The sequence below is a fragment of the Ilumatobacter sp. genome (assembly GCF_039969435.1).
Taxonomy (GTDB): domain Bacteria; phylum Actinomycetota; class Acidimicrobiia; order Acidimicrobiales; family Ilumatobacteraceae; genus Ilumatobacter_A.
On the sequence record NZ_JBDVNU010000014.1, the window covers coordinates 102,339 to 116,790 of the forward strand.

Annotated in this window: 16 protein-coding genes; 8 read left to right on the forward strand and 8 right to left on the reverse strand. The window is 66.8% G+C overall.

Going from position 1 to position 14,452, the window contains the following annotated elements; all coding sequences use genetic code 11:
- Positions 1-9: 9 nt before the first annotated feature.
- From ABJK40_RS07870 to ABJK40_RS07905, 8 genes are all read left to right on the forward strand, one after another.
- On the forward strand, positions 10-864 hold the full coding sequence (locus ABJK40_RS07870; protein WP_348480408.1) for a DegV family protein: 855 nt from the start codon (positions 10-12) through the stop codon (positions 862-864).
- 118 nt (positions 865-982) lie between these two features.
- A complete protein-coding gene (locus ABJK40_RS07875; RefSeq protein ID WP_348510217.1) occupies positions 983-3,034 on the forward strand; it encodes a protein kinase in 2,052 nt (683 codons plus the stop codon).
- A 13-nt stretch (positions 3,035-3,047) separates the two neighbouring features.
- Positions 3,048-3,794: a sigma-70 family RNA polymerase sigma factor gene (locus ABJK40_RS07880; protein WP_348482303.1), complete on the forward strand. Its 747-nt coding sequence runs from the start codon at positions 3,048-3,050 to the stop codon at positions 3,792-3,794.
- A complete protein-coding gene (locus ABJK40_RS07885) occupies positions 3,791-4,837 on the forward strand; it encodes a hypothetical protein (protein WP_348482301.1) in 1,047 nt (348 codons plus the stop codon). The genes ABJK40_RS07880 and ABJK40_RS07885 overlap by 4 nt, the downstream gene beginning before the upstream one ends.
- 94 nt (positions 4,838-4,931) lie before the next feature.
- Positions 4,932-5,270, forward strand: coding sequence for a hypothetical protein (locus tag ABJK40_RS07890; protein WP_348482300.1), 339 nt, complete (start codon positions 4,932-4,934; stop codon positions 5,268-5,270).
- Positions 5,271-5,525: 255 nt separating this feature from the next.
- On the forward strand, positions 5,526-6,521 hold the full coding sequence (trxB, locus tag ABJK40_RS07895; RefSeq protein WP_348482298.1) for a thioredoxin-disulfide reductase: 996 nt from the start codon (positions 5,526-5,528) through the stop codon (positions 6,519-6,521).
- 99 nt (positions 6,522-6,620) lie between these two features.
- Complete coding sequence (gene trxA, locus ABJK40_RS07900) at positions 6,621-6,956, forward strand: thioredoxin (protein WP_348482296.1); 336 nt, start codon at positions 6,621-6,623, stop codon at positions 6,954-6,956.
- Between the two features lie 23 nt (positions 6,957-6,979).
- Complete coding sequence (locus ABJK40_RS07905) at positions 6,980-7,942, forward strand: peptidoglycan-binding protein (protein ID WP_348510230.1); 963 nt, start codon at positions 6,980-6,982, stop codon at positions 7,940-7,942.
- A 215-nt stretch (positions 7,943-8,157) separates the two neighbouring features.
- On the opposite strand, the gene ABJK40_RS07910 is transcribed toward ABJK40_RS07905, so the two are convergent.
- From ABJK40_RS07910 to rpmH, 8 genes are all read right to left on the reverse strand, one after another.
- Entirely contained in the window at positions 8,158-9,039 is an 882-nt protein-coding gene (locus ABJK40_RS07910; RefSeq protein WP_348482294.1) for a ParB/RepB/Spo0J family partition protein, read from the reverse strand.
- Positions 9,040-9,073: 34 nt separating this feature from the next.
- Positions 9,074-9,985: an AAA family ATPase gene (locus ABJK40_RS07915; RefSeq protein ID WP_348510218.1), complete on the reverse strand. Its 912-nt coding sequence runs from the start codon at positions 9,983-9,985 to the stop codon at positions 9,074-9,076.
- Positions 9,986-10,413: 428 nt separating this feature from the next.
- Complete coding sequence (locus ABJK40_RS07920; RefSeq protein WP_348510219.1) at positions 10,414-10,953, reverse strand: RsmG family class I SAM-dependent methyltransferase; 540 nt, start codon at positions 10,951-10,953, stop codon at positions 10,414-10,416.
- Between the two features lie 248 nt (positions 10,954-11,201).
- Positions 11,202-12,128, reverse strand: a complete 927-nt coding sequence (gene jag / locus ABJK40_RS07925) for an RNA-binding cell elongation regulator Jag/EloR (protein WP_348482289.1) — start codon at positions 12,126-12,128, stop codon at positions 11,202-11,204.
- Positions 12,129-12,215: 87 nt separating this feature from the next.
- The gene (yidC, locus tag ABJK40_RS07930; protein ID WP_348482287.1) at positions 12,216-13,367 is read right to left on the reverse strand and encodes a membrane protein insertase YidC; all 1,152 of its coding nucleotides are present in this window, start codon (positions 13,365-13,367) and stop codon (positions 12,216-12,218) included.
- A 3-nt stretch (positions 13,368-13,370) separates the two neighbouring features.
- A complete protein-coding gene (yidD, locus tag ABJK40_RS07935) occupies positions 13,371-13,673 on the reverse strand; it encodes a membrane protein insertion efficiency factor YidD (protein WP_348482285.1) in 303 nt (100 codons plus the stop codon).
- Positions 13,670-13,993 (reverse strand): ribonuclease P protein component, encoded by a 324-nt coding sequence (rnpA, locus tag ABJK40_RS07940; RefSeq protein ID WP_348482283.1) that lies wholly within the window; start codon positions 13,991-13,993, stop codon positions 13,670-13,672. Before rnpA ends, yidD begins: the two co-directional genes overlap by 4 nt.
- Positions 13,990-14,124 (reverse strand): 50S ribosomal protein L34, encoded by a 135-nt coding sequence (gene rpmH, locus ABJK40_RS07945; protein WP_348482281.1) that lies wholly within the window; start codon positions 14,122-14,124, stop codon positions 13,990-13,992. The genes rnpA and rpmH overlap by 4 nt, the downstream gene beginning before the upstream one ends.
- Positions 14,125-14,452 lie beyond the last annotated feature (328 nt).

Below are 14,452 nucleotides of genomic sequence, written 5' to 3' on the forward strand. Positions count from 1 at the left end.
CTCTCCCCCGTGAGCAACGTACGCATCGTGACCGACAGCGCGTGCGACCTCCCCGCCGAGGTCGCCGACGAGATGGGGATCGAGATCGTCCCGCTCAGCATCCGCTTCGGCGACGAAGAACTGATCGACCGCGAGCAGCTCAGCGTCGCCGAGTTCTGGAACCGCTGCGTCAACATGTCCACCCTGCCCGAGACCGCAGCGCCCGCTCCGGGCCAGTTCGAGACGGTGTTCCGTCGGCTGGCCGCCGATGGCGCCACGGGCATCGTGGTGGTGTCGCTGTCGGGTGCGTTGTCCGCGACGATCCAGAGCGCCGAACTGGCGGCGAAGTCGGTCGCCGCCGACGATGCCGTCGACGTCGACATCCGCATCGTCGACTCGCGCACCGTCACCATGGGCATCGGCACGATCGCGATCGCGTGTGCGAAGGCTGCTGCGTCCGGTGCCTCGCTCGACGACGTCGCAGCGCTCGCCGAGGACCTCGCCGGGCGCACCCGCGTGTTCGCCGCGCTCGACACGCTCGACAACCTGAAGAAGGGCGGCCGCATCGGCGGCGCCAAGGCCTTCCTCGCGACCGCGCTGTCGATCAAGCCGATCATCGACGTCACCGGCGGCGTGGTGTCCGAGGCCGGCAAGCAGCGCACGCGCACGAAGGCGCTGGCCCACCTCGTCGAACGGTTCAAGGGATACGAGGGGCGCGTCGAGAACCTGGCGGTTCTGCACGCCGACTGCTCCGACGTCGACGTGTTCGTCGAGATGCTGCGGCCCCACTACGACGGCGAGATCCTGATCGGCGAGATCGGGCCGGTCATCGGAACCCACGGCGGTCGCGGCACCATCGGCGTCGCCTTCCACGAAACGGCCTGACGTCGACACCGCGTCGCGTCGGGGCGATCCGATCGTTCCGACGTGGAGTCCGGCGACCGGGATGTTCGAGGATTGCCTCATCCGTCATCGCCACGCCCACTAGCGTTCCGTGACGTTCATGTCTACTCCGACCCCCACGACCATTGCCGGCCGGTACGAGCTGCAGCGCCGCCTGGCGACGGGTGGGATGGCCGAAGTGTGGCTGGCGATCGACCTCACGCTCGATCGACGAGTGGCGGTCAAGTGGCTGAAGCCGACGCTCGCCACCGACCCGATCGTGGCCGAACGGTTCCGGCGTGAGGCGATCGCGGCCGCCAGTCTGAACCACCCGAACATCGTCGCGGTCCACGACGTGTTCGAACAGGACGGTCGCCAGGCCGTGGTGATGCAACTGGTCGACGGCAAGAGCCTGCGCCAGCTGTTGGACACACAGAACCGATTGAGCCCCGAGCTCACGTGCCACATCGGCATCGCCGTCGCGAAGGCCCTCGACAACGCACACGGTGCGGGGTTCGTCCATCGCGACGTCAAGCCCGGCAACATCATGATCACCTCCGACGGTCGCGTCCTGCTGACCGACTTCGGCATCGCCAAGGGTCTGCACGGCGACGGCAGCGACGACCTCACGAGCGACAACATCATGATGGGCACCGCCAAGTACCTGGCACCCGAGCAGGTGCGGGGCAAGAAGCTCGACGGGCGGGCCGATCTGTACTCGCTCGGCCTCGTCATGTACGAGTGCCTCGCCGGGAGGGTCCCGTTCCTCGGCGAGTCCGATGCCGACACCGCCCTCGCCCGACTCCAACGCGACCCGACCGACCTGGCGCGTCTGCGCGCCACATTGCCGACCCGCCTGGTGGGCGCAGTGCACTCACTGCTCGCTCGCAAGCCCGAACTCCGCCCGCCCAACGGCGCAGCGTTGATCGTCGAGCTCGAAGCCGCGCAGGCCGAGGGCCCGCCGGCGTTCGACGAGACCAACGAGGAGCGTTCACCGGTCTCGCCGTTCTCGGCAGGCAGGTTGGTGCGGGCTCCCTCCGACGCGCGTGGCCGTGCGACCGACCGCAGCCGCGGCATGCGTCAGCCCACGCCACCGCGCGGCAAGCAGTCACGCCCCGAGGACAAGCGGGCCTCACCCGACAAACGACGTCGCACCTCCGGCGGCTCCGACGGAGCGCGCGACATCCCGCACCGCGATCTGCCCGACGTCGCACGGCCCGGGCGTGACCTGTTCGCGAGCGGCCCGGTCGGCGTGATCGGAGAACCGCCTCACATCACCGGGCGCATCCCCGTGCAGCCCACCCCGTCCACACGCGTGGCGGTCACGCGAGCCGACCCGCCACCCCCGCTGCACACCGCACCGGCGCCCGCCCAGCCCGCGACGTCGCGTCCCCCGGCCGGCCGGGACCGCACCCCGCCCGCCGGCCATCAGCGTGGCGCTCCGGCCAGAGGCATGAACCAGAAGTGGAATCCGTCGGCAACGGTGATCGGTGGGCTGATCGCACTCGCCGTCGTCGTGGCGATCGTCCTGTGGGTCACCATGGCCACCGGCGACGACCCCTCCGCCCCCGACTCCGTGCTCCCCGAGAACCCCGCCGGCGCGCCGGCTCCCGCGCTCGACACGACCGCGTCCGACGACGAGGCGATCGTCGACCCCGAACCGGTCGCCAGCGAGGCACCCGTCCCCGCAGAGCAACTCGCAGCGGCCACGGTCATCACGTCGGTCACGTCGTACGACCCGATCACCAACGACGGCACGAGCGGCAACGGCGAGGAGAACGACGACCTCCTGTCTCGACTGACCGACGGTGACACCTCCACGGCCTGGCGAACGCAGTGCTACTCCAACCAGTTCATGGGCGCCAAGCCCGGGGTCGGGGTGATCGTCTCCTTCGACGCCCCGCTCCAGAACGACCTGGAGGTGGTCGTGGAGAACGGCCCGTACAACATCGAGTTCTACGCGTCGAGCAGCGACACGCCCCCCGCCACCCTCGACGAATGGGGTGCTCCGTTCGACACCTCGTTCGGGCCCGACGGCCAAACCGTCACCGCAACCGCTGCCGGGTCCGACGCCGACCACGTCCTGGTCCACATCCTGGAACTGGGTCGCAACGACGTGTGCAGCGACGACAACCCGTTCAGCGAAGCGATCTCCGAGATCTCGATCAGCTGATCACGTCGCCGCCGTGGTCCGCCCGGCGACCGCTCGGGGACCCCTCCCCGTCGGATGCCCACCTCGCCACGACGCGGTTCGTTACAGTCGCCGCATCGCTGTCCAGACCGACGACCTCGAGCTGATCGAAGCTGCGCGAGCCGGTGACCGGTTCGCGCTCGATCAGCTCCTGCGACGCCACTACGACCGCATCCACGCCGTCACGAGACGCATCGCCGGCCCGACCCGCGACGCCGACGACGCCACGCAGGAGGCACTCATCAAGATCGTGCGCAACCTGCCGTCGTTCGACGGTCGCTCGTCGTTCGGTACGTGGGCGTACCGCATCGCCACGAACGCGGCGCTCGACGAGCTCCGCAAACGGAAGCGTCGGCCTGCGCTCGCCGTCGTGCGCGACGACGACTCCGGGCCACACGACCGACGTGGGTCGCTCGAACCCGTCGACGAACTCGCCGGCCGCCGGGTCGAGGCGATCGTCGATCGCCTCGCGATCGACGAGGGGCTCGCGGCTCTCCCCGAGGAATTCCGTGCCCCGGTGGTCCTGCGTGACGTCGGCGACCTGGACTACGCCGAGATCGCCGAGGTGCTCGAGATCCCGGTGGGCACCGTCAAGTCGCGCATCGCACGCGGCCGCCGCATGCTGGCCGACCAGCTCCGACTCGAGGAGCATCCCGACCTCGTGGCGCAGGTCACATCGGAAACTTCTCGTCCCGTCGGGAACCGCACAGGGGACTTCGAGCGTCCAACGGATCTGACATGAGTGACGACGCCGACGACCAGATCCACGAGAACTCGCTGCTCGCCAGCGCGTACCTCGATGGCGAGGCCACCACCGACGAACGCGCCCTCGTCGAGACCAGCCCGGACACACTGGCCGAAGTCGAGGCGTTGTCCCAGGTCAGAGAGGTCCTCGCGGCGACCGCACCGGTCGCGTCGCTCTCCGAACGCGAGGCGCACCTGGCGGGAGCCCTCGACGTGTGGGAGCGGATGTCCGATCTCGAACGCTCGGGTGAAGCGACTCCCGGGCGCGGCGTGGATGCTGCCGCGGCCGCCGCGCTCAGCACCCCGACCTCGTCGTCGCAGGGGCGTCGTTCACGGGCGGCCCGGCGCACCGGATCGCTCGGAGCCTCACAGTGGCTGCTCGGTGCGGCTGCTGCGCTCGTCGTCCTGGCGGGCGCCGCCGCCGTGTTCCGTGGCGTCCTCACCGAGGACACGGGAAGCAACGAGGCGGCACCTGCGCTCGACGCGGCCGACGGGCCGGAGCTGAGCGAGGTGGAGGCGAACGAGGCCGCCGAAGTGCAGGGCGAGAACGTCGGCGACGACTTCGTCCCGAGTCCGACCGATCTGAGTGACGACGTCGCCTCCGACCCCGACGGCCTCTTTCCCGCCGGTGACGCCATGGAGGACTCCACGACGATGCAGGAGTCCGCTCCCGACGATGCGGCTGCCGACTCCGAACCCGTGAGCGCCGGGGAGCAGCCGGCACCGGCACCGGAAACCGGTCGTGTCGAGCTGCTGTCGCCGGAGGATCTCGCCGACTACGGGTCACTCGTGATCCCGCGTGTCTCCTCCGCACCCGTCCCCACGACCGACATCGATTTGGAGGCTCCCGGCGACAGTTGCGAGGGCGAGTTCGGGATCGAACAACTGCTCGAGCCGGCTCGCTACCTCGGTGAGGACGTGTTCGTCGGCGTCGACTTCGACGACGGGATCGTCTACGCCTACACGGGCGGCACACCCGACCAGCCCGACTGCACACTCGTCGAGTCCGTCGCACTGCCGTCACCGCCCGAGCAACCCTGAGCCCGAACAACCCTGGGCCCGAACAACCCTGGGCCCGAACAACGGATGCGAGCTCTGGGTCCATCACCGGACATCGCGGCTAACCTCGCACGCCATGGCCGGCAACCCGCTCACCGATCCGAACTGGGCCGAGGCCACGACCGAGCAGGTCGTGAAACTCGTCGACAACGTCAAGGCCAAGACGACCAAACCCGCCGTCATGGCCGCCCGCGGCCTGGTGTTCGGTCTGATCGCGATGTTCCTCGGCCTGTTCGCGGTCGTGCTGCTCCTCGTCGGCCTCACCCGTGGATTGCAGGCGGCTCTGGAACCGTTGCCGTGGTTCTTCGACCAGGCTCGCGCCGTCTACGTCAGCTATCTGATCGTGGGCGGTCTCTTCACGCTGGTCGGGGCGATCCTCTTCAAGAAGCGCAACGACACCTCCGGCGCCGTCTGACGTCGCACTCGACGTGCCACCCGACGTGTCGATCGTCTCGGTGGATGCCACCGGGTGGACACCACGAGGGCGGGAACGGCTGCGTCACACTCCCCGGGAATGCCCGTGACGTCGCCCGAGTTGACGAACCTGCAGGATCGGCCGGGTTCTTCGTCGCCCGAACCCCTGACCCCCACCAGACGAACCTCACCAGACGAACGTCACCAGATGAGTACCACCAGGTGAGAACACCACCAGATGAACACGGAGTTCGACATGACCGCCAGCACCAGCCCCGACACCGCAGAGTCCGAGATCGCCGGGACGGACGTCGTGCACGACGTCGTGATCATCGGTTCGGGCCCCTCGGGCCTCACCGCAGCGATCTACACCGCCCGGGCCAATCTCGCTCCACTGCTCATCGAAGGCGAACCGTCGTCCACCTCCGATCAGCCCGGTGGGCAGCTGATGCTCACGACCGAGGTCGAGAACTTCCCCGGATTCCGTGACGGCATCATGGGCCCGGAGTTGATGGACGAGATGCGCGCACAGGCCGAGCGCTTCGGCACGATCGTCAAGACCGAGAAGGCGAGTTCGATCGACTTCAGCGAACGGCCGTTCACCATCACGACCCGCGAGGCCACGTACCGGGCCAACTCGGTCATCGTGTCGACGGGTGCCCAGTCGCTGATGCTCGGCCTCGAGGCCGAGGAACGGTTGATCGGTCACGGTCTGTCCACCTGCGCCACGTGCGACGGGTTCTTCTTCCGAGGGCACGAGATCGCCGTCGTCGGCGGGGGCGACTCCGCACTCGAAGAGGCGGGCTTCCTCACGAAGTTCGCGGACAAGGTCACCGTCATCGTGCGCCGTGGCGAACTCCGCGCCTCGGCGATCATGCAGGACCGGGCCCTGGCGAACCCGAAGATCGAGTTCCTGTGGAACACCTCGGTCACCGAGATCAACGGCGCCGACAAGGTCGAGAGCATCGACGTCGTGAACAACGAGACCGGTGAGACCGGCACGTTGAACGTCACCGGGCTGTTCGTCGCGATCGGCCACAAGCCGAACACCGACCTGTTCCGCGGCGTGCTCGACATGGACGAGGCCACCGGCTACCTCGTCACCCGACCCGACTCCACCTACACCAACGTGCCGGGCGTTTTCGCCTGCGGCGACGTCAAGGACTCGGTGTACCGACAGGCGATCACCGCTGCGGGCAGCGGATGCATGGCAGCCATCGACGCCGAACGCTGGCTCGAAGACCAGCACTGATCCGTTTCCGGATCGTTCTGCGCCGGTACGGTGCTGTCGGGAATGACCTCCCGACGCACCGGGTTGTACGGGTCTGACATCTTCGAAAGGACCATGAACATGGCAAACGGAATCACCGACCTCTCCACCGCGACCTTCGACGAGACCGTCGCGGGCGCCGACGGCCCCGTGGTCGTCGACTTCTGGGCCGAGTGGTGTGGACCCTGCAAGAAGATCGCACCTATCCTCAGCGAGATCGCCGGGGAGCGTGACGAGCTGTCGATCACCAAACTGAACGTGGACGACAACCCCGACATCGCGATGAAGTACAGCGTCATGTCCATCCCGACGCTCATCGTGTTCGACAAGGGTGAAGTCGTCGGGCGCATCACCGGCGCCAAGAGCAAGGGCGCCCTGCTCGAGGAGATCGACGGATTCCTGGCCACTTCCCGCTGACCCGCGGCCAACGCGGCGAAGCCATCCGAGATCTGCAGCGCCGGCTCGGCGCCGCCGGATTCGATCCGGTCGGCGCCGAACCCGGCGTTTTCTGCGTGGTCACCTCGGACATGGTCACCTCGTTCCAGACGCAGCGCGGCGTCCTCGTCAGCGGTGCCTGTGACGAGCCCACCTGGCTCGCCCTGATCGAAGCCGGTTGGTCACTCGGCGACCGGCTGCTCATGTTGAACGCTCCGATGTTGCGCGGCGACGACGTGGCCGACCTCCAACGGTCCCTGAACCACGTCGGTTTCGACTGCGGTCGCCCCGACGGCATCTTCGGGCCGTCGGCCAGTCGCGCCGTGATCGACTTCCAACGCAACTCCGGTCTGACCGCCGACGGCATCTGTGGCGCTCAGACCGTGCGCACGTTGCGCCTCGTCAGCGAGAAGAGCGGAACGGGTCCGGGTGTCGCTTCGATTCGTGAAGCGGAGACCCGCTCGGGTCCGTCGTCGATCGGCGGACTGCGCCTGGTGGTCGGTCAGTTCGGCGGTCTGAGTTCGATCACCCGCACCGTGGCACGATCACTGCGCGAGCGTGGGGCGACCGTGATGTCGACCGACGAGTACGAAGCTGCTGCGCAAGCAGCCGCGGCGAACCGCTTCGGGGCGAACGCCTACGTCGGTTTCGACGCACACCCGGCACCGCGCTCGATCATCTCCTACTTCGCCGTTCCGTCGTTCGAGTCGATCGGTGGCCGCGTGCTCGCCTCGCACATCGTCGACGAGCTCGACGACGTTCTCGAAGCCCGACCCGAGCTTGCGGGAATGCGCCTTCCCGTACTGCGCGAGACACGCATGCCCGCAGTGCTCTGCTCGGTCGGCCCGGTGCGCAGCGTGGTGGACCGGACGAACCGCCTGAGTGAGGCGGTCACCCGTGCCGTGGCCGCCTGGAGCCAGGCCCCGATGAACGCAACAGGCGCTGTCTCTCGACCACACATCGACTGACGGAATCGTTGCCCCGCAACGATTTACTGTGGTTATCCACAGGTATGTCCCCAATCTGTGTGTTTCCCTGTAGGACATCTTCAGGTCACCACCGCGTCATGTGGCGATCCGTCGGTCGTCCGGCCACTCCACGCGCGAGAACCCTTGAGTGAACAGTTGTGCACATCAACCTCACGCGCGAGGTCGCGCGCGACCCTCACGCGCGGGTCGACTCCTCACTGGGTCATCTGGCGATAGATGCGCTCGAGATCCTCGAGGTCAGCGAAGTCGATCGTGACCTTGCCACGCTTGGCGCCCAACTGGACACTCACTCGCGTCGCCAGGTGCTCGGCCAAGAGCTCCTCCAGTTCGAGCAGTCCCGGAGGGCGCAGCCTCGTGGCAGGGGTGAGTCCGGCACCGTCGATCGTTGCCGAGGTCGTCGACGAATCGGTGGTGTCCTCGTCCTCATCGAGCGGAGGAACGGCATCAGGTCGGACTCCTCGGACGGCCTGCTCGACCATGCGCACCGACCACCCGTCGTCCACCGCTTCACGGGCCAACGCTTCCTGACGCGCCCGATCCGGTGTCCCCAGCAGTGCCCGCGCATGACCAGCGCTGAGCCGTCCGTCGGCGAGCAGTGACTGCACCGACGGCGGCAGTCCGAGGAGCCGCAGCGAATTCGTGATCGACGATCGGCTCTTGCCGACCCGTCCTGCGAGATCGTCATGGGTGAACTCGAAGTCCTCGATCAACTGCTGGTACGCAGCGGCCTCTTCGAGGGCGGTCAGGTCCTGACGATGAAGGTTCTCGACGAGCGCGTGCTCGATGGAACTGAGATCCGTGGCGGTCCGGACGATCGCAGGGATGGTCGCCAAACCCGCGCGCTGCGTCGCCCGCCAACGACGTTCACCGGCGACGAGTTCGTAACGGTCGTCGTCGAGCGGTCGGACGAGGATCGGCTGGAGGACCCCCATCTCCGCGATCGACGCCGCCAGTTCGACGAGGGACTCCTCGTCGAAGTGTTGGCGGGGCTGATGCGGGTTGGGGGTGACCGACGCTGTCGGGATCTCCCGAAGTTCGGGCTGGGCACCGGAAGCTCCCGGTGCGCTGTCATCCATGGGGATCAGCGAACTGAGCCCCTTTCCGAGTCCGCTACGACGCGTCACGATGTACCTCCTTGGCAGCGTCCCGATACGCCAGTGCGCCCCGGGACTTGGAATCGAACGTCGTGATCGGTTGTCCGAACGACGGAGCTTCGGACAGGCGCACCGAGCGCGGGATGATCGACCTCAGCACCTTGTCGCCGAAGTGTTGTCGCACTTCGCTGACCACCTGATCCGAGAGCTTCGTCCGTGCGTCGTACATCACGCACAGGATCGTGCTCACCTCCAGCTCCGGGTTCAGGTTCTTCTTCACCAGGTCGACGTTGCGCAGCAGTTGACCCAGGCCTTCGAGGGCGTAGTACTCGCACTGGATCGGAACCAGCACTTCCCGCGCTGCGGACAGACCGTTGACCGTGAGGAGTCCGAGTGACGGGGGACAGTCGATCAACACGTAGTCGTAGTCGTCGAGCACTGCGTCGATCGCTCGCTTCAGGCGTTGCTCTCGGGAGAACGCTGGGACCAGTTCGATCTCTGCGCCGGCCAGATCCAGTGATGCCGGAGCGACGAACAGGTTCTTGACGTCGGTGGGCTCCACCACGTTCTCGAGCGGTTCGTCGTGCAACATCACGTGGTACATCGAATGTTCGAGACCACGGTTCTCGATCCCGAGCCCCGTCGATGCGTTCCCCTGCGGGTCGAGGTCGATCAAGAGCGTCCGGAGGCCGAGTTCAGCGAGCGACGCACCGAGGTTCACCGTCGTGGTGGTCTTGCCGACTCCGCCCTTCTGGTTCGCGATGGCGATGATCCGCGGCAGCGGACGACGAACCACGTGCGGGGGTACCGCGTCGGGTGAGGTGTCGAGTGAGGTGTCGGGTGATGCAGGGGGAGTTGTATCGGGAGTCGTCCCCTCGTCGGGGACCGGGTCGTTCGGTGCACCTTCTGGTGCGTCGTCTTGAGTCACGGCATGTTCCATTCGATTGACGCTGGAGAACAGCGGCCCGTACTGTGCCCGATTCGACGCACAGTTACAAGGACCCTCGAGATGTTTCACGTGGAACATCGGGCACGTCGAGCGTCATCAGAACGACGGCGTCATCAGAACGATGGCGCGCAGCGGCGCGGATCGAGAGCACCGGCCAGCCATCCGATGCTGATCGCATCCCAAGAGGGACGGAGGCGCCGACGTGCGGCAGTTCCACCGTTGCTGATGTTCCACGTGAAACATCGGCAGACACTCGCTCGCCTGCACGATATCGACATGCACCCAGCGCCTGCGCGGGCGGTGGTCGTCGTGGACCGGCGTGAGCCGCTCGACGGGGGAGCATGATGGGACCGAGAAGATCACGGAAGCGGCGTGAATGTTTCACGTGGAACATGATTGACGGATCGTCACGCGCCCGTTCTGGCGAAGATCGACACCTGGCCGCTTCCGTCGTCGACCCTGACCACACCCAGATCGACGAACGCGTCAACCGCCCACCGGTCACCACTCGGTGGCTCCGAGATCACGATGCGACCGCCGCTACGAACGATCCCGGCTCCGAAGCTCAATGCTTCCCTGGGAGGTCCGAAGCCGCGGGCGACGACGGCAGACACGTCATCGATGCGTGAGCGGAGGGCGGACGCATCCGCGCACAGGACGGACACCCGGTCGTTCCATCGGAGACGCCGCACCGCCCGTTCGAGGAAATCCGTTCGCTTCGCCCGCCGATCGACCAGGATCACGCGAAGGTCGGGACGATCGTGAGCGATCACGAGTCCTGGAACCCCACCCCCCGAACCGAGGTCGACCACGACCCCCGACACATCCGTCAGCGCACCGACGAAGGCGCGAGCGTGCTCGATCACCTCTGCGACATCGCGCTCCCCCAGGAACCCCAAACGCTGGCTTTCCTCAAGGACCTCGTACGCATCCGGGTCGAATGACACTCGGGCAGTGTGCCACGGTTCCGCCACCCGAACACGAACATGCTGTATGCGGACCTCCCGGAGTTCGCACGACGACCGGACGATTGCCGCCGGTACGACGACAGCACGGCGTCTGTGCTCCACCCGGCGGCGCCTCATCCTCGGCGGCCGGCACCGAGGTGAAAACGACGACAGCCCGACCGCACTGCGGTCGGGCTGTCATCGACACCGGGGAAACCCGGTGGCTGCGGTGTGGCAGCGGGGAGTCGTCAGGCGGGAACGACGACGATCCGACGGTTCGGATCATCGCCTTCCGACCGGCTCTCGACGCCGTCCTCGTCGTTCAACGCGTCGTGGATCACCTTGCGGTCCGCCGAGTTCATCGGCTCCAACGCACGGGGCGTCCCGCTCTCGCGCACCGACGCTGCCACGTCGACCGCAAACCGTTGGAGCGCCTCGCTGCGACGGGCACGGTAGCCGGCCACGTCGATGCGAAGCCGAGTCTCGTGATCTCCGAGACGCCGTTGTGCAGACACGCGAGCGAGATCCTGCACGGCGTTCAACGTACGTCCGCCTGGGCCGACCAGCAGCCCGAGTCCTTCGCCGTCGACCTGGACGTCGAGTTCGGTTCCGTCGACCTCGAGGCTGGTCGATCCGGACGAACCGAACGCGGCAACCAGTCCGTCCATGAACAGGACAGCGGCGTCGCCGACCTCTTGTGGAGAGACCGGGGACGGCTCTCGCTCTTCGTTGCTCATCTTCTTCTCCTGGCTGTTTCTCGTTCGATCGTTGTCGCGGCCACCGCGCGGGCGGCCATTCGATGGCCGACTCGACGCGTCCGGCTTGGTCGATGTGGCCGCACGGTCAGTGGACGGCTGCGTCGTCAACTCGTCGGCGTCGACGTCATCGGTACTGTCGTGTTCGGTGGCAGACCCGCTGCCGGCCGATGACCCGGACGGCGTCGCGTCGCCGCTCGACGACTTGGCACCGCGCCGACGCCGCTCCTGCTTCGGACGGACGTGAGCCGGCTTGACCCTCGCCCGGACCCGACCTTCTCCGCGCGTCCGACCGAACAGGCCTGGTCGCGGCTCGTCGAGCACGTCGAACTCTGCTTCGTCCGCTGCGACGCCCAGACGGTCGAGTGCCGCCTCCTTGGCTGCTTCCACGGTCTTCGCTGTGGTTTCCACCCACTCCATGTGGTCCTTCTTCCCTGTGGTGATACCGAGATCCGGTGAGTCCGGGATCTCTCGATGGTGAGATGTCGGCGATCGACGATCGCTCGGTCAACGCTTCTTCTTCTTGGCGACCGGCTTGTTCGACTTCGGTCGACTCTTGGCTGCCTCGGCCTGCTTGCGGGTCGGGGTCGGGCGACCCTTCCCACCTGCGGCATCGTTCCGACTCGCATCGGTCGGACGCGACTTGGGAGGCGTGACTCGCTTGCTCTGACCCGTCGGGCGTGCGCTCGGCGTGGTCGAGTCCTTCTTCTTCGCGCCACCGACGTTCTTCTGGGCGTCGTCGGCCTGCTTGTCGGGGCGACCGGCTGTGAGGTCGCGCTTGGCCTGCGCCAGGAACCCTCCGGTCTCACCCTTCTCCTTGGCGTGCTCACGTGCCGCTTCGCCGGCGCGCTGTGCCTGGCGACCCAGCGACTCGTCGTCACCGTAGAACTTCTTGGTGATGTAGTACTGCTGCAGGATCCGCAGCAGGGTCTGGAAGATGTAGTAGATGACCAAGGCAGTCAGGAAGAAGATCTGGAAGACCGCGAACACCACGGGCAGGTACTGCATGACCTTCTGCTGAGTGGGCGACATCGTCGGGCTGACCGCAGCCCGTGCGGCGACCATGCGCTGCTGACCGAAGTACAGACCGCCGAGAGCAACGACCAGCAGCGCATAGACCAGGCCCTTCACCGGGTCGTCGCTGATCGCCCGGAAGGGGGAGAGGCTCAGATCGAGTCCCAGTTCGGGCATCGTGAACTTCCCGTACAGGGACTGGAAGAGAGGGGAGTCGACCGAGAGGAAGCGCGGGATGAAGCCGCCGATCTCGTCGGCTCGACCGGTCGCGGTGAACGTCGCCGCAGCGATCGGTTCGGCGGAGCCGCGAGGCGAGTAGGTCAGTGCCTGCATGATGCGGAACATCACGATGAACACCGGCATCTGCGCGAAGATCGGCAGACAGGACGACATGGGGTTGACCTTGTGCTCCTGGTAGAGCTTCATCATCTCTTCGTTGAGCTTGGTCTTGTCGTTGCGGTACTCGTTCTGCAGCCGTCGCATCTCGGGCGACAACTTCTGCATCTCCAACATTCCCTTGGTGCTCTTGAGCGTCAGCGGCGTGGTGATGGCCATCACCACCACCGACATCAGAGCGATGGCGATGATGTAGCTGTTGGTGGCTCCGTAGAACCACGAGAGCATGGCTGCGGGAATCTCGAACATGTGTCAGCAGTCCTTGTGGGCGAGATCGGGGTCGCCGACGGCGACGGTGTGATGGGTCGGTGCTTCGGGAACCGGATCGAATCCGGACGGGCCGAACGGGCGACACCGGACGAGGCGCCGGAGGGTCAACCACGTTCCCCGGCGAGCACCGTGGAGTTCGTAGGCCTCGGCGGCATACGACGAACACGAGGGGTGGAACCGGCAAGGCGACAATCGGCCCTGCATCGCTCGTTGGTACCAGTCGATCGCCGACAGGGCCCATCCTCGAGCCCGCCCCTGAGGCGCATCGAATGCCACGTCGTTCATCCGCTCGCTCGGACCTTCGACGGGAGTCGCCCCAGCGTGGAGGCGATCTCCTCGAACGTCAGTTCGCTCGCCGCCGGCCGACAGCCGAGCAGGTACAGACCGGGCGGCACATCGATGGTCGCCATGATGGCGCGCAGACGTCGTCGGAGTCGGTTGCGGACCACCGCATTGCCGACCGCCCGACTGATCGCGAACGCCACCTGTGGTGGGTTCGCCGACGGATCGCTCAGATGTGAACACCAGAAGGGTTCGATTCGTATCCGACGACCCTCACGGCGAAGCCGCTCGAAGTCGTCGCGAGTACGAATCCGGCCGATCAAGCGGACAGGCGAGCCCGGCCCTTGTCACGCCGGGACTTGAGCACGGCGCGACCGGCGCGGGTGCTCATGCGGGCGCGGAAGCCGTGCTTCTTCGACCGACGTCGGGCGTTGGGCTGGTAGGTACGCTTCACGTGATACTCCGTGGCTTTCGAACACACTGGCCGAACGAGAGGGAGTCGGACGCTGCTCGAGACAGAGGCGCAGCAGTGATCGACCGAGCCGGTGGCTCGTGTTCGGATGTGGTCCGCCAGGCTACGGCCGCGCGACACACGGTCCCAACCTCGTCTCCATCCCGCCGCGACGCCGCCTCGGAGGGGTCCGGCGTCGGCCGGGAGCACGGGACGGAAATGGGCTCGGATGCGATGGTGCCCGAGCTCACGAACTACGTCGATGTAACTTACCCACAGGGTGTGCCGAGTCGCGTTTGCCCAGCGTGAGGGCGTCATTTTGCGAAGTTTT

What these genes read in the sequence shown, in the direction of transcription:
- ABJK40_RS07875 (WP_348510217.1), top strand. Translation starts at nt 983, where the DNA reads ATGTCTACTCCGACCCCCACGACCATTGCCGGCCGGTACGAGCTGCAG.
- ABJK40_RS07885 (WP_348482301.1), top strand. Translation starts at nt 3,791, where the DNA reads ATGAGTGACGACGCCGACGACCAGATCCACGAGAACTCGCTGCTCGCC.
- ABJK40_RS07890 (WP_348482300.1), top strand. Translation starts at nt 4,932, where the DNA reads ATGGCCGGCAACCCGCTCACCGATCCGAACTGGGCCGAGGCCACGACC.
- trxB (WP_348482298.1), top strand. Translation starts at nt 5,526, where the DNA reads ATGACCGCCAGCACCAGCCCCGACACCGCAGAGTCCGAGATCGCCGGG.
- trxA (WP_348482296.1), top strand. Translation starts at nt 6,621, where the DNA reads ATGGCAAACGGAATCACCGACCTCTCCACCGCGACCTTCGACGAGACC.
- ABJK40_RS07910 (WP_348482294.1), bottom strand. Translation starts at nt 9,039, where the DNA reads ATGGATGACAGCGCACCGGGAGCTTCCGGTGCCCAGCCCGAACTTCGG.
- jag (WP_348482289.1), bottom strand. Translation starts at nt 12,128, where the DNA reads ATGGAGTGGGTGGAAACCACAGCGAAGACCGTGGAAGCAGCCAAGGAG.
- yidC (WP_348482287.1), bottom strand. Translation starts at nt 13,367, where the DNA reads ATGTTCGAGATTCCCGCAGCCATGCTCTCGTGGTTCTACGGAGCCACC.
- yidD (WP_348482285.1), bottom strand. Translation starts at nt 13,673, where the DNA reads ATGAACGACGTGGCATTCGATGCGCCTCAGGGGCGGGCTCGAGGATGG.